This window comes from Psychrobacter cryohalolentis K5 (genome assembly GCF_000013905.1).
Taxonomy (GTDB): Bacteria; Pseudomonadota; Gammaproteobacteria; order Pseudomonadales; family Moraxellaceae; genus Psychrobacter; species Psychrobacter cryohalolentis.
Genome location: NC_007969.1, coordinates 1,589,188 through 1,604,081, shown reverse-complemented (window position 1 = coordinate 1,604,081; position 14,894 = coordinate 1,589,188). Strand labels below are relative to the sequence as shown.

The window sequence follows — 14,894 nt, the reverse complement described above, 5'->3', positions numbered from 1 at the left end:
TGAATAATCATTCTACTAAACCGGATTGGTGTGCTAAAGTCGATACAAGACAAATCGTTTTAAGAAACAGTACTCGTAAACAGTACTAATGAATAGTATTAAGCGATGCGCTCATGATCATTGGCAAACTGACACAGGTAAGTGATGATTTGCCGTTTTAACCATTTCGAGGTAAGCATGACCACACAACCACTCAATAACCCAAGCGCCACAGGCGATACTCTCTCCGCGCAGCAAGAAGGCTTTAGCTGGCGAATCTTTGGTCCCGGTATTCTGATGGCGACTGCTGCTATTGGCGGCTCGCATCTGATTTCATCGACACAGGCTGGCGCGTTATATGGCTGGCAGCTGGCGATTATGATTATATTAGCCAACGTCTTTAAGTATCCGTTCTTCCGCTTTGCCACCGATTATGTCTACGACACTGGCGAGAGCTTAATCGCAGGCTATGCCAAACGCTCAAAAGCTTATCTCTGGATTTATTTTATCCTATCTATTTTATCGGCGGTGATTAGTACGGGGGCTGTGACATTGCTTGCGGCAGTGATATTGGGCTTTATGCTTCCCGCATCTGTAGGACTATCAAGTATTGCCTTAGCTGTCATTATCGTTGCTGTATGTTGGTTTTTTCTGATTGCTGGTCATTATAAATTGCTTGACGGCGTGACCAAGTGGATTATGATTGCGCTCGTATCTGCAACCGTGTTAGCGGTGATGATTGCTGCTGGTAAGCCGACGGTTATGGTGGCGGATTTTGTCCCTGCCTCTCCTTGGAACTTGGCGACTTTAGGGTTTATTGTGGCTCTTATGGGTTGGATGCCAGCACCACTTGAGTTCGCTGCCATCACCTCGATGTGGACATCAGCCAAGAGAAAAGCGGACAATACCACTCACCGTCAGGGCTTACTGGATTTTAATGTCGGTTTCTTAGTTTCCGCTATTTTAGCCTTGTTCTTTTTAGCGTTGGGCGTTTTCGTACAATACGGCTCAGGTCAAGAGATTCAAACCGCAGGTGTCGCTTATATTGATCAGCTTATCAATATGTATACCGCCACTATCGGTGAATGGTCAAGACTACTGGTCGCCTTTGTCGCCTTTATGTGTATGTTTGGCACCACTATTACCTGTGCGGATGGCTATGGACGTGCCAACGCCGAATGCTGGCGCTTACTAAAAGGTGAAGACGAGATTAATAAAAAGCAAATCGCCTTTTGGACCACCTATGCTATCGGTGGCGGTCTTTTGATTATCAGCTTCTTTGCCGGACAATTAGGCGCTATGCTGAAGTTTGCGATGATATCCGCCTTTATATCCGCGCCTATCTTTGGTTGGTTAAACTATTCGCTCGTGAAAAACCATAAAAAGCTATCAGCCGGTATGAACGCCTATTCGATTGCAGGGCTTGTATTCTTAGGTGGCTTTACCTTGTTATTCCTAGCTAGCCTTGCAGGTATTATTGGTTAAAAATAAAGGTTAGCCAATCTAGCTAATAATAGACTTGATAGAGTAAAAGCCCTTTTAGCAAGACTAAGAGGGCTTTTTTGTAGACAACGATAAAACGCTTATAGATATAATTGTAACCAGATGTAAATATTTAATTAGGAGAAATGCAGCGTTTGATACGTTATGAATACTAATGGATACAAACCTCTAATTATTGGATAGCACTATCCATTAATTAAATAGTATTAATATTTTTAATTTGTTAATTTAATTTATATTAACAGTTGAATGAAAATCCCGCTTTGCAGTCCTGAATAATTGGTTATAATCAAGCACAACGATTGAATCGCGAATGATAACGACAAGATCTTCCCTCCACGTAAGGACCACGACATGACCCTATCAGCTGGCGCTCGCTTTCGCAGTGCAATGAAACAAAAAAATGATAATAATCAACCGCTACAGATTGCTGGCGCAATTAACGCTTATACAGCAATGATGGCAACTCAAGTTGGTCATCAAGCCTTATATCTCTCTGGTGCTGGCGTGGCCAATGCCTCATTTGGCTTGCCAGATTTGGGTATGACTAGCCTTGATAACGTCTTAGAAGATGCGCGCCGTATTACCGATGCGGTTGATACGCCATTATTGGTTGATATTGACACCGGTTTTGGTGGTGCATTTAATATTGCTCAAACCATTCGTAAAATGGAAAAAGCCGGTGTGGCGGCGGTTCATATCGAAGACCAAGTGGCGCAAAAGCGTTGTGGTCATCGTCCAAATAAAGAAATTGTTAGTATCTCAGAAATGGTTGATCGCCTAAAAGCGGCACTTGATGCCAAGACGGACAAAGATTTTGTGGTGATGGCACGTACCGACGCCCTATCTGTCGAAGGTCTTGATGCAGCGGTTGAGCGCGCGGTTGCTTTTCAAGAAGCTGGTGCTGATATGATTTTTGCCGAAGCACTAACGGATATTGAGATGTACCGTAAGTTTACCGATGTGCTTGATATTCCAGTCCTAGCTAATATGACCGAATTTGGTCAGACCGATCTATATACCACCGAGCAGTTATATGCGGTAGGTGTTGATATGGTGCTTTATCCATTATCAGCCTTCCGTGCGATGAACAAAGCGGCATTAAACGTATATCAGCATCTGCTTGATGATGGCACGCAAGACAAAGTTGTCGACACCATGCAAACCCGTATGGAGCTGTATGACTTCTTAAACTATCATGAGTTTGAACAAACGCTAGACAAACTGTTTGCTGATAATAAGTAGTCTTAGCGGTTAAAAGCGTTGGTTTTCCTATCAATGAGGATGTCAACGCAGTATTTGATATTTGCAGCATCTTTATCTTTTATCCAACACAAGCTACCAACAAAAGGAATTTATCATGGCAGCACAAAAAGAACTTTCGGGCGCAGGTTTACGTGGTCAAGTAGCAGGTAAGACCGCTTTGTCTACCGTTGGCAAATCAGGCTCAGGTCTGACTTATCGCGGTTATGACGTATCAGAGCTGGCTGACAAGTGCATCTTTGAGGAAGTGGCTTATATGTTGCTATACGGCAACTTACCTACCCAAAGTGAGCTTGATGCTTATCAAACTAAATTGAAAGGTTTACGTGGCTTACCACAAGCATTAAAAGATGTGCTTGAGCGTATTCCTGCGGACGCCCATCCGATGGACGTATTACGTACCGGTTGCTCGATGCTTGGTAACCTTGAGATGGAAACTGACTTCTCACAAGAGAACGATAAAACCGACCGTATGCTGGCGGTTTTCCCATCAATCATCAATTACTGGTATCGCTTTACCCACGACAACGTGCGTATCGAAACTGAAACTGATGACGATACCATTGGCGGTCATTTCTTACATCTGCTAAAAGGTGAAAAACCAAACGAGCTACATACTAAGGTAATGAACGTATCACTGATTCTTTATGCTGAGCATGAGTTTAACGCCTCAACCTTTACCGCTCGCGTCTGTGCGTCTACCCTGTCTGACATTCATTCTTGTATCACTGGCGCGATTGGCTCATTACGCGGTCATTTACATGGCGGCGCCAATGAAGCGGCGATGGATATGATTGAAGGATTCACCTCTCCTGATCAAGCAGAGTCTGAGATGATGGCAATGCTGGCGCGTAAAGATAAGATTATGGGCTTTGGTCATGCTATCTATAGCGAATCAGATCCACGTAATGTTGTAATTAAAGGTTGGGCTGAAAAACTGGCAGCAGATGTTGGTGATGAAGTGCTATACCCAGTATCAGTACGCTGTGAAGAAGTGATGTGGCGCGAGAAAAAACTCTTCTGTAATGCTGACTTTTTCCATGCGTCTGCCTATCACTTTATGGGCATTCCAACCAAACTGTTTACGCCAATCTTTGTTTGCTCGCGTCTAACAGGCTGGGCAGCACACGTGTTTGAGCAACGTGCGAACAACCGTATCATTCGCCCAAGTGCGGAATATACTGGCGAAGAGCTGCGCCCAGTACCAGAGATGAGCGCGCGTTAATCCATATGTATTTACTATCTCGCATAAATACTTATGCGAGATAGCCGGCTTAACCGCTAGACATATACAACAATTTAGCAGTTAAACCTTTTCTTAATAACCTCACTGTCTTTTTAAGCATATTTTTTTAGCAAAGCCCTCTTCTAACGTCTCATTTCACTGATGATTTTGCTAAAAGAATGACTATTTTTTGAATTTAAACCACCCAACAGCTAAAGGTGACTTATGGACAACGCCCTTGTACAACCGATGAATGAACCCTTTAAAAAGCCATTACCTGGCACAGATTTATATTACTTTGATACCCGTGAAGCCATCGAAAATATCGAAGCTGGCGCGTATGACAAGCTACCGTTCTGCTCAAAAGTATTGTGTGAAAACTTGGTACGCCGCTGCCCACCAGAAGATTTAACCGCAGCGCTCAAGCAACATATCGAAGGCAAGCAAGATTTAGATTTTCCGTGGTACCCTGCCCGCGTCGTTTGTCATGACATCCTAGGTCAGACCGCGTTTGTTGATTTGGCCGGTTTACGTGACGCCATCGCTGAGCAAGGCGGTGACCCATCAAAAGTGAATCCAATCGTTCCAACACAATTGATTGTTGACCATTCATTGGCTGTTGAGCATGCAGGCTTTGAAGAAAATGCATTTGAGAAAAACCGTGCTATCGAAGAGCGCCGTAACGATGACCGTTTTCACTTTATCAACTGGTGTCAGTATGCCTTTGATAACGTCAACGTCGTACCGCCCGGTAACGGCATCATGCACCAAATCAACTTAGAAAAAATGTCGCCGGTTGTGCAAGTGGTACAAAATAAAGCCGGTGAACAAGTGGCATTTGCCGATACTTTGGTTGGTACTGATAGCCATACCCCGATGGTTGATGCTTTAGGCGTTATCTCAATTGGTGTTGGCGGGCTTGAAGCGGAAAGCGTCATGCTTGGTAACCCGTCTTATATGCGTCTCCCTGATTACGTTGGCGTCAAGCTAACTGGTAAATTGCAAAGAGGCATTACTGGTACCGATTTGGTACTCGCTATGACTGAATTCTTACGTGATGCAGGCGTGGTATCTACTTATATTGAATTCTTCGGTGAAGGTGCGCGCCAACTGAGCGTTGGTGACCGTGCATCTATCTCAAACATGACCCCAGAATATGGTGCAACCGCGGCGATGTTCTATATTGATGAGCAAACCATCGATTATTTACGATTAACCGGTCGTAGTGAAGCGCAAATCAAATTGGTCGAGCAATATGCCAAGCAAACCGGTTTATGGGCTGATGGTATGGAAAAAGCCGAATACGCGCGTGTGCTTGAGTTTGATTTGTCCGCTGTTGTCCGTAATATGGCAGGCCCTTCACGTCCGCATGCGCGTGTTTCAACCACAGACTTGGTTGCGAAAGGAATTGCTCACGGTGAGGGTGATAAATTACCAGAGCCAAAAGATGGTCTAATGCCAGATGGCGCGGTGATTATCGCCGCGATTACCAGCTGTACCAATACGTCTAATCCTCGCAACATGGTTGCTGCTGGTCTTGTCGCCCGTAATGCTAATAAGAAGGGCTTATTGCGTAAGCCTTGGGTAAAATCGTCATTAGCACCCGGTTCAAAAACCGTAAAAATGTACCTAGAAGAAGCGGGTCTGATGCCTGAGCTACAAGAAATCGGCTTTGACGTGGTTGGCTTTGCTTGTACCACTTGTAATGGTATGAGTGGCGCGCTTGATCCTGATATCGAAAAAGAAATCATCGATAACGATCTGTTCACCACTGCGGTATTATCGGGTAACCGTAACTTTGATGGTCGTATCCACCCATATGCCAAGCAAGCGTTCTTAGCATCACCGCCACTGGTCATCGCTTATGCTATCGCCGGTAACATTCGCTTTGATATTGAAAAAGACTCATTGGGTAAAGACCAACATGGCAATGACGTTTATCTAAAAGACATCTGGTTTGATGATGACGAAGTCGATGCTATTGTCGCTGCTGCCGTGAAGCCTGAGCAGTTCAATGCCGTGTATATCCCGATGTTTGATGAAGCCAAAAAAGATACGGGTAAAGCGCTCAGTCCACTATATAACTGGCGTGATCAGACCACTTATATTCGTCGTCCACCCTATTGGGAAGGCAAAATGGCAGCGATGAATAAGCTAAAAGGTATGCGTCCATTAGCGGTATTAGGTGACAATATTACCACTGACCATTTATCACCGTCTAATGCGATTTTGGGCGACTCAGCAGCTGGCGAGTACCTTGATACCATGGGTCTGCCAAGCGAGGACTATAACTCTTATGCGACCCATCGCGGTGACCATCTAACTGCGCAGCGTGCGACATTTGCTAACCCTAAGCTGTTGAATGAAATGGTACGTGATGAAAAAGGTGAAGTAATACAAGGTTCGCTTGCTAGGGTTGAGCCACAAGGTCAAGTTATGCGTATGTGGGAAGCAATCGAAACCTATATGAACCGTGAGCAGCCGCTGATCATTATCGCAGGTGACGGCTATGGTCAAGGCTCAAGCCGTGACTGGGCTGCCAAAGGTGTACGTTTAGCAGGCGTTGAGGTGGTGGTCGCTGAAGATTTTGAACGTATTCATCGTCAAAACTTGGTTGGTATGGGCGCACTACCTTTGCAGTTTGAAAAAGGTACGACTCGGAACACCCTAAATATAGATGGTACGGAAGTCTTTGATGTCACAGGCGAAGTTTCTGCTGGCGGCATGATGACGCTGGTGATTAACCGTGCTGATGGTAGCACGACTGAAACCCCTATCATTTGCCGTTTAGATACCGCTGATGAGGTTAAAATGTATAACGCAGGCGGGATGCTACAGCGCTTTGCCAAAGAGTTTATCGATGGCACGTTAGATATCGCGTAAGTGTCATGAGTGTGAAATAATCAAAGAGCCGATGTTGTATAACCTTATATGACATCGGCTTTTATTTGCTTTTGCATTCTACACACTGAGCCTTCTTACTTATACCTAAGTATTAGATAGTAGCTAAATATTGAGTTTACTTAATTAATGGCGTAATATGTACTATATATTGTACAAGTTATGGAGTATGTCGTGAGAGTCATTAGTTTTTCAGAAGCCAGAAAGCACTTAAAGTCCGTCCTAGATACGGTAAACGATGATGCCAACGCCACTATCGTGACCCGTCGTGACGCTGATGATGCGGTTGTCATGTCGCTTGATTATTACAATAGCCTGATGGAAACCGTCTATCTATTAAGATCTCCTGCCAATGCGGCGCACTTAGCGGAATCTATTGCCCAATATAAAGCTGGCAAGACTGTTACGCGTGAGCTAATTGATACCGCAGAAGGCAGTGATAAAAGTGATGGTAGCAGCGATGACAATGAGCATACGAATGGCGACGTTGAGAATGCTTGAACTCAAAGGCTTTAATCAATGCAAAGGGTCTAATAATGAGTGAGCAACTAGCATGGACAGATGCTGCGTGGAAAGACTATCTGTACTGGCAAACACAAGACAAAAAAACACTCAAACGTGTTAACAAACTCATCACCGAATGTAAGCGTAATCCGTTTGAAGGCATTGGTAAACCTGAACCCCTAAAAGAAAATCTATCCGGATTTTGGTCAAGACGCATCGATGATGCCAATCGGTTGGTATATGCCGTCGATGATAACTATCTGACGATTATCTCTTCTCGCTATCATTATTAACGAGCGCTCTTAGTCGTTCGTGTTTACTTGCTGATGGCACCATACCCAATCTTATAACAATAGAAAAAGGACTTAATACAGTGGCCCAAACCAATTCTAAATCAAAACCCTCTTTCGCCCCCCAACTATCCGTTCCTGCTACCTATATGCGCGGCGGTACCTCCAAAGGCACGTTTTTTAAATTATCTGATTTACCTGAGCGCTGCCAAGTCGCTGGTGAATCACGTGATCAATTTTTGCTACGTGTCATCGGTAGCCCAGATCCTTATGGTAAGCAAATCGACGGTTTAGGCAATGGCAGCTCTAGCACCTCTAAGACAGTAATATTGTCTGAATCTGATAAAGCAGACCACGATGTCAACTATTTGTTTGGACAGGTCAATATTGCCAAGCCTATGATTGATTGGGCGGGTAACTGTGGCAACTTAACCGCTTCAGTTGGCGCTTGTGCGATTAATATGGGTCTGATCGATGCTGATAAGATCGCCAATAGTGCGAATACTGGCATCTGTGAAGTGCATATTTGGCAAGAGAATATCAGTAAAACCATTATCGCTCACGTGCCTGTGTATCAAGATGAGCAAGGCAAGGTACAAGTGCAAGAAACCGGTGACTTTGAATTAGACGGTGTGACCTTCCCAGCCGCTGAAGTCAAAATTGAGTTCATCGATCCAGTTGATTCATCTAGTGACATGTTCCCGACAAACAATCTAATCGATGACTTCGATGTCTCAGGCTGTGGTCTAAATATTGATAGTGTCAAAGCAACCTTTATCAGTGCCGGTATTCCAACTATTTTTATGAAAGCAGAAGATTTAGGCTTTACCGGTACTGAGCTGCAAGGCGACATCAATAGCGATGGTGAGCTACTTGCCAAGCTTGAGAAAATCCGTGCCACAGGCGGTGTGGCGATGGGATTATTTAAAGACGTTTCTGAAGCACAGACCAGCCAGCACATTCCAAAAATCGCATGGGTAGCTCCTGCGCAAAGTTACAGCGCCTCAAGTGGCAAAGCCGTTGATGCCAATGATATTGATTTGGTCGTACGGGCGATGAGTATGGGTCAATTGCATCATGCGATGATGGGTACGGCCGCGGTTGCTATTGCTGCGGCAGCGACGACGCAAGGGACATTGGTTAATGAAGCAGCAGGCGGTAGCGAGTTAGGTGAAGTTCGTTTTGGTCATCCCTCTGGCACCTTGCTCGTCGGCGGAAAAACCGAACTGATCGATGGACGCTGGCAAGCCAAAAAAGTCTCGATGAGTCGCTCAGCACGTCGTATCATGATAGGTGAAGTGTTTGTGCCAGCAGATGCGTTTTAATTTTGATGATATTTTTCTCTGATATAATTTGAAGCCCAAATAGCTAGATTAATAAAATAAAGGCTAAACTCATATGTTATTTAATGAAGTCATTGAACGGATGAATTTGTTTACACTTTCGGCAGTAAGAACATCAGATTTAGCAATTTCAGCAAAAAAAATGATGAATTGGGATAAAGAAGCATGGTCTACCTCTCCTTGTTTGTCTACTGCAGCTAATAGACCAGACTTAGATGAAAAACTATTACCGTTAGTACATGATTTATCAAATGAATTAAGTGTAACTATTTCTTTGATCTTTAGAGAACCTGAATCCTCTGATATTTCAGAACATGGCGGTGTAAAATTTGGTCATGAGATAGAATTTACACCTATTGAACATATAGTAGGTACTCAAATAATTCTATACAACTTCTGCCTTCTTGAAGCATATGAATTCGACTTGTATAAAAAATTATTAGATAAAAATAAGGAAAATTTTTTAGATGAGAAAGTTTCTTTAAAAGACATTCTTAATAGGGGTTCAGACAAGCTACTTGCGGGAATTCTTGAACGTGAGCAAAATAAGCATGAGAGAATGGGCGTAAGAAACAGAGTGAATAATTGGAATAAACTTGGTGTAGAACCTATACCCGAAGAATGGGTAAAAGCATATGAGGATATTTCAAATAGAAGGAATACACTGACTCATGAAGCTCATCCAGATGATGTAACTTTAATTGAAGCAATTATTTGTTTCCATCGCATGAGGCTAATAGCAAGGAAGATAGCAATACACTTCGAAGACGATACCGTAACCCTTTGTCCAAGTCCTTTGGACGATTATCCTGAAATTTAGAAAAATTTGAAATAAAATTATAAAACTGACATATGCCAACGTCTCCCCAACCACGCCGCGTACAGTTAGACAAGAAACCGCCGGTCGAGAAAAAAGAACGGCGGGCGCTGTTGTGGGATATCCTAAAAAAGCTTGCTGTATTTGCAAAACCTTACCGTTTACTGATTATTGCCACTTTGATATTAACAGTGCTTGGCTCCTTTACCGCGCAAGTTAATGCCTTTGTGTTGCGCTATGCCGTTGATACCTTGACCGAAATCGCTACCCTTGCCGATCCATGGGAAGCTGGCGTGCGCATGCTGACCATTATCAGTGCGGTACTCTTAACCAAAGAGATATTGTCGATATTCATCTCTTTTGGACAGCGCTTCTTTGGTGAAAAAATTCGTATCAATCTCTCACGTGATTTGTCGCAAAAAATCATTGATCGCATCTTAACCTATCGTATGGCATTTTATACCAGTAGCGAAAACGACAGCGGTAAATTACAAACCCGTATTGATTATGGCGTTAGTAGTCTTACAAGCTTGGTGCAAAACTTCTTTATCGATATGCTACCTCTGTTTGCCAGTGCCATCGTTTCACTGATTATTATGTTTTCGACCAATTTTTGGATAGGCTTGGTTGGTCTGATTATCATCCCGATTTACTTTTTTATTAGTCAAAGACAAGCGCGGCGGTTACAAGGTTTTCGCCGGCAGATGCGCGGCTTTAGAGAAGCCAAAAGCGGGATGGTTATCTCGCTGATTAATTCTATCAGTGTCGTAAAATCGTTTGTCCGCGAGTCTATCGAGGCGGAGAAGCATTTACAGATTCAAAAAGAGATGACCGACAATCAGCTGCGTATTCGTAGCATTGGTTTTATTTATGATGCAGTAAAGACCTTTATTGAGCAAATCGGCGTAGTGGTGATTATTTTACTGACCGCCTATTTTGTATTAAAGGGTCAAATGACCATCGGGATGATTTTATTCCATGTCATGCTATTCCAAAACGTCGCCGCTCCTATCCGACAGTTACATCGTATTTATGATCAAATCAACAATGCGCTGACCTATGCCGAAGGATTTTTTGAGATTTTAGAAGATGAAAGCCAAGTTGAGAACATCACTGGCAGAAGCAGTAAAGATTTAAAAGGTCTCATCGAACTTAAAAACGTTTATTTTACTTATCCCAATGGCACACAAGCGCTAAAAGATGTCAGCTTTACCATCAAACCCAATCGTATTACTGCACTGGTGGGCCTCTCCGGTGCAGGAAAGAGTACGATTATTAGCCTATTGGTAAAGTTTTATGCACCTGATGCTGGCAGTATCTGTCTCGATGGGTATGACTTAGCTGACTGCGATACTCATGAACTTCGCCAAAATATCGGGTTGGTACTACAAAGCAATCATATTTTCTCAGGTACGATTGGCGACAATATCCGTTATGGTGATATGAATGCTAGTGACGATGATATTGTGATTGCAGCAAAAAAAGCCTCTATTCATGAGCAAATCATGTCGTTATCCAAAGGCTATGAGAGTACCGCAAAATCCCTATCAGGTGGACAGCAGCAACGTATTGCGCTAGCAAGGATGTTCTTAAAGGATCCGCCTATTGTGTTTTTGGATGAACCAACGGCCAGCCTAGACGCTATTGCCAGTCAACAGGTCAAAAAAAGCTTAGATCTTATTAAGAAAGACCGTACTGTGATTATGGTGTCGCACAATATTGCCCAAATCATTGATGCCGATGACTTAGTAGTGATAGAAGACGGGCGCGTGGTCGAGACCGGCACTCATGAAGAGCTTTACCATAAAGGCGGCAAGTATTTTGAAATATTCAGTGCCATGTCAGATAGCCTGAACTTAGATAAAATCAGTCAAACCTTGAATAGTTAATGCGGTATGAAATCGTTATAATGCTCACTCTTTGCTGCATCCTATTTTTGATTATCCTTTAAATCGTTAGAAGCTATGTGATTATGACTTGTGAAATTTCGATAAAAACCTTTGATGAATTAACCTCCGTTGATCTGTATCATATTTTAAAAGCGCGCTCGCAAGTGTTTGTGGTTGAGCAAAATTGCCCTTATCAAGACATGGATGAGGTCGATTTTGATTGCTTACATCTGGTCGCGCACCAAAACGAGCAGCTGATTGGCTATTGCCGCATTATTCCGCCTGTTTTTAATACCAAAAAATCTGCCGTAACCCCATCAGGTCCTATCCCATCGATTGGTAGAGTGCTGGTTTTAGCAGCACATCGCGGTGATGGTGTCGCCCGTCAAATGATGCTAGAAGCTATCAAATATTGCCGTAAAAAATACGGTAAAAAACCTATCATCATCTCAGCCCAGACTTATCTATTAAACTTTTACCAATCTCTTGGGTTTATCCCTGAAGGCGAGCATTATCTTGAAGACGGTATTGAGCATGTCATCATGGTGCTACCTATTATTAAAAAGGTCAAAGTAAAAAGAGAAAGCTCAGGTACGACAAGCAGTATTCTTAGCTTTTTGCTATTGATATTAGCAGTGTTATTTATTATTGGTTTACTGTATTTGATGGTCTAAAGATTTTTCCAATCAAGGCAGGTCTTACACTACTTCACTGTGGTTAGATTGTGAGTATGCTATTTTTGATAGCAGGTTTATTGATTCGTAATAGGATTGATAAGTCACTTATATATCTGACTCAAGGAAGAGGTAACGATTATGTCTACTGTGGAAAGCAATGTACGACCGGAGTATGATAGCGAGATTGAAAAAATCGCCGATTATGTACTCAATTACTCTATAGATAACGACTCACCCAATAGCGCTGATGCTTGGAATACTGCTCGCTACTGCCTGATGGATACGCTTGGCTGCGGACTACTGGCATTACGTTTCCCTGAATGTACCAAGCATTTAGGTCCTGATTGCGCCGATCAAATTACTCCTAATGGCGCGCGTGTCCCCGGCACCTCCTATCGACTAGACCCTATTAAAGCTGCCTTTGACATTGGCTGTATCGTGCGCTGGCTTGATTACAATGATACATGGCTCGCTGCCGAATGGGGTCACCCCTCTGACAATTTAGGGGCGATTTTGGCAGTGGCGGATTATATCAGCCAGCAAAACGTCAGTCAGGGGCATGCACCTCTTATTATGAAAGACGTACTAGAAGCTATGATTATGGCACATGAGATTCAAGGGGTGTTGGCATTAGACAACTCCTTTAATCGTGTGGGTCTTGATCATGTATTTTTAGTGAAGTTGGCATCGACCGCTGTCGTTGCCAAACTTTATAAACTGCCACATGAGCGTATCATGGCTGCCATCTCTCAAGCTATCGTCGATGGTCAAGCGCTACGTACCTATCGTCATGCACCCAATGCTGGTAGTCGCAAATCATGGGCTGCAGGGGATGCGACCAGTCGAGCCGTACGTTTGGTCGATATCACGCGCCGCGGCGAGATGGGCATTCCATCTGCATTGACAGCGCCGCAATGGGGCTTTTATGATGTGCTGTTTAGCCATACTAATAAGGATTTGGCGCTTAAGCCTGAAAACGAGCGGTGCTTTACCTTCCAGCGCGAGTTTGGCAGCTATGTGATGGAGAATATCTTATTTAAGATAAGCTTCCCTGCCGAGTTCCATGCGCAAACGGCTTGTGAGGCGGCCGTTATCTTGCATCCACGTATTGATGACCGCATGGAAGACATTGAAAAAATCATCCTAACGACTCATGAGTCTGCTATTCGGATCATCTCAAAGGAAGGGACGCTGGCCAATCCTGCAGATCGCGATCATTGTTTGCAATATATGGTCGCAGTGGCTTTACTCACCGGTGATTTGATGGCTGAAAACTATGAAGATGATTATCATGCCGAGCATCATATTTTGATTGATGGTCTGCGTCATAAGATGGTCGTTGAAGAAGATGCCGGTTATTCAAAAGACTATCATGATCCAAGCAAGCGCTCGATTGCCAATGCGATACAGGTATTCTTTAAAGATGGCAGTAGTACCGATAAGGTAGCGATTGAATACCCTATCGGTCATAAACGCCGCCGTACTGAGGGTTTGCCGATATTGGAGGCAAAGTTCCGTGCCAGTCTTGCCACGCGGTTTATCGACAGTCGCTGTACAGAGATTTTTGCATTGTGTAGCGACCAACAGCGGTTAGAGCAAACACCAGTAAACGAATTTATGGATTTATTTGTCGCCTATTGATCGCCTTAACTCGTCAATTTCTAATGAAGTAAGACTCATTCTAAAACTTACCACGGTATAGATTCCCCTGCCCAATCCACAAAACTCCCTGATTGGGCAGCACCCATCTTACTGAGTACCTCAAGCAAGCATTCAGCACTATAGGCTGGCGAAAATAACTGCCCGTCAGCTACGTTGCCCTGAAACGGAGCTGATAGCTGGGTGTTGACAGTGCCGGGCTGCATCACTACCACGCAGACGTTTTTAAGCGATCGACTCCATTCAATACTCAGGTTTTTCATACCCATATTAAGCGCCGCCTTACTCATGCGGTAGCTGTACCAACCGCCAAGTTGATTGTCACTGATACTACCTACCCTTGCCGATATCGTCGCAAAAATCGCCGGTTTGTCTGCGCTTCGTTCAGCTTTCGCCAATAGCGGCTTGATGTGCTTGGCAATGAGCAAGCTTGCCAAAGCATTAACCTGCATATTCTGTAAAAAAAACTCACTTTCAATCTGTTGTAGTGATTTTTCTGGCTGACGCGTCTTGGTATGCAGTAGTCCAGCACAATTAATCACCCAATCTATATGTGTGGTTTGCTGCTTAATCGCATCAGCTGCTTGTTTGATACTTTGCTCGTCACAGATATCCATCGCTATCCAATACAGATTTTCTGCTTCAAAATCAGGCACGCTTTTATGGTATGTGGCAAAGACACGGATGTCAGTATTGGTGTGCATATCATTATTCGTAAGGGTGCTGGCGTGTTCATTGGCGGCAGTGTGGACCAATTGTTCAACCATGGCTTTACCGATACCGCCTGTACCACCAATGATAAAATAATTTTTAGTATTCATAAGGCGTTCATCCTTGTGAGTAT

Annotated in this window: 11 protein-coding genes and 1 pseudogene; 11 read left to right on the top strand and 1 reads right to left on the bottom strand. The window is 43.7% G+C overall.

The window, feature by feature from the left end:
* The first annotated feature begins 177 nt into the window (after positions 1 to 177).
* The 11 genes and pseudogenes from PCRYO_RS06720 to PCRYO_RS06670 all read left to right on the top strand — a co-directional run bounded on the left by PCRYO_RS06720 (position 178) and on the right by PCRYO_RS06670 (position 14,032).
* Positions 178 to 1,464 carry an NRAMP family divalent metal transporter gene (locus tag PCRYO_RS06720; protein ID WP_011513645.1) on the top strand — a complete coding sequence of 429 codons (1,287 nt, stop codon included), beginning with the start codon at positions 178 to 180 and terminating at the stop codon, positions 1,462 to 1,464.
* 372 nt (positions 1,465 to 1,836) lie between these two features.
* Positions 1,837 to 2,727, top strand: a complete 891-nt coding sequence (prpB, locus tag PCRYO_RS06715) for a methylisocitrate lyase (protein WP_011513644.1) — start codon at positions 1,837 to 1,839, stop codon at positions 2,725 to 2,727.
* Between the two features lie 115 nt (positions 2,728 to 2,842).
* Positions 2,843 to 3,970, top strand: coding sequence for a bifunctional 2-methylcitrate synthase/citrate synthase (gene prpC, locus PCRYO_RS06710; RefSeq protein WP_011513643.1), 1,128 nt, complete (start codon positions 2,843 to 2,845; stop codon positions 3,968 to 3,970).
* 249 nt (positions 3,971 to 4,219) lie between these two features.
* The gene (acnD, locus tag PCRYO_RS06705; protein ID WP_041753495.1) at positions 4,220 to 6,853 is read left to right on the top strand and encodes a Fe/S-dependent 2-methylisocitrate dehydratase AcnD; all 2,634 of its coding nucleotides are present in this window, start codon (positions 4,220 to 4,222) and stop codon (positions 6,851 to 6,853) included.
* 192 nt (positions 6,854 to 7,045) lie between these two features.
* A pseudogene (locus PCRYO_RS06700) lies at positions 7,046 to 7,294 on the top strand (type II toxin-antitoxin system Phd/YefM family antitoxin); the annotation flags it as partial.
* Between the two features lie 113 nt (positions 7,295 to 7,407).
* Positions 7,408 to 7,668, top strand: a complete 261-nt coding sequence (locus PCRYO_RS06695) for a Txe/YoeB family addiction module toxin (protein WP_011513640.1) — start codon at positions 7,408 to 7,410, stop codon at positions 7,666 to 7,668.
* A gap of 80 nt (positions 7,669 to 7,748) precedes the next feature.
* Positions 7,749 to 8,990 carry a 2-methylaconitate cis-trans isomerase PrpF gene (gene prpF, locus PCRYO_RS06690; protein ID WP_011513639.1) on the top strand — a complete coding sequence of 414 codons (1,242 nt, stop codon included), beginning with the start codon at positions 7,749 to 7,751 and terminating at the stop codon, positions 8,988 to 8,990.
* A gap of 73 nt (positions 8,991 to 9,063) precedes the next feature.
* On the top strand, positions 9,064 to 9,828 hold the full coding sequence (locus tag PCRYO_RS06685; protein WP_011513638.1) for a hypothetical protein: 765 nt from the start codon (positions 9,064 to 9,066) through the stop codon (positions 9,826 to 9,828).
* A 32-nt stretch (positions 9,829 to 9,860) separates the two neighbouring features.
* Positions 9,861 to 11,714, top strand: a complete 1,854-nt coding sequence (locus PCRYO_RS06680) for an ABC transporter ATP-binding protein (RefSeq protein ID WP_011513637.1) — start codon at positions 9,861 to 9,863, stop codon at positions 11,712 to 11,714.
* 83 nt (positions 11,715 to 11,797) lie between these two features.
* On the top strand, positions 11,798 to 12,388 hold the full coding sequence (locus PCRYO_RS06675; RefSeq protein WP_011513636.1) for a GNAT family N-acetyltransferase: 591 nt from the start codon (positions 11,798 to 11,800) through the stop codon (positions 12,386 to 12,388).
* Positions 12,389 to 12,529: 141 nt separating this feature from the next.
* Entirely contained in the window at positions 12,530 to 14,032 is a 1,503-nt protein-coding gene (locus tag PCRYO_RS06670; RefSeq protein ID WP_011513635.1) for a bifunctional 2-methylcitrate dehydratase/aconitate hydratase, read from the top strand.
* Positions 14,033 to 14,079: 47 nt separating this feature from the next.
* Here PCRYO_RS06670 and PCRYO_RS06665 read toward each other — a convergent pair whose 3' ends face one another.
* A complete protein-coding gene (locus PCRYO_RS06665; RefSeq protein ID WP_011513634.1) occupies positions 14,080 to 14,871 on the bottom strand; it encodes an SDR family oxidoreductase in 792 nt (263 codons plus the stop codon).
* Between the last annotated feature and the right edge of the window lie 23 nt (positions 14,872 to 14,894).

What these genes read in the sequence shown, in the direction of transcription:
- PCRYO_RS06720 (WP_011513645.1), top strand. Translation starts at nt 178, where the DNA reads ATGACCACACAACCACTCAATAACCCAAGCGCCACAGGCGATACTCTC.
- prpB (WP_011513644.1), top strand. Translation starts at nt 1,837, where the DNA reads ATGACCCTATCAGCTGGCGCTCGCTTTCGCAGTGCAATGAAACAAAAA.
- prpC (WP_011513643.1), top strand. Translation starts at nt 2,843, where the DNA reads ATGGCAGCACAAAAAGAACTTTCGGGCGCAGGTTTACGTGGTCAAGTA.
- acnD (WP_041753495.1), top strand. Translation starts at nt 4,220, where the DNA reads ATGAATGAACCCTTTAAAAAGCCATTACCTGGCACAGATTTATATTAC.
- PCRYO_RS06695 (WP_011513640.1), top strand. Translation starts at nt 7,408, where the DNA reads ATGAGTGAGCAACTAGCATGGACAGATGCTGCGTGGAAAGACTATCTG.
- PCRYO_RS06685 (WP_011513638.1), top strand. Translation starts at nt 9,064, where the DNA reads ATGTTATTTAATGAAGTCATTGAACGGATGAATTTGTTTACACTTTCG.
- PCRYO_RS06680 (WP_011513637.1), top strand. Translation starts at nt 9,861, where the DNA reads ATGCCAACGTCTCCCCAACCACGCCGCGTACAGTTAGACAAGAAACCG.
- PCRYO_RS06675 (WP_011513636.1), top strand. Translation starts at nt 11,798, where the DNA reads ATGACTTGTGAAATTTCGATAAAAACCTTTGATGAATTAACCTCCGTT.
- PCRYO_RS06670 (WP_011513635.1), top strand. Translation starts at nt 12,530, where the DNA reads ATGTCTACTGTGGAAAGCAATGTACGACCGGAGTATGATAGCGAGATT.
- PCRYO_RS06665 (WP_011513634.1), bottom strand. Translation starts at nt 14,871, where the DNA reads ATGAATACTAAAAATTATTTTATCATTGGTGGTACAGGCGGTATCGGT.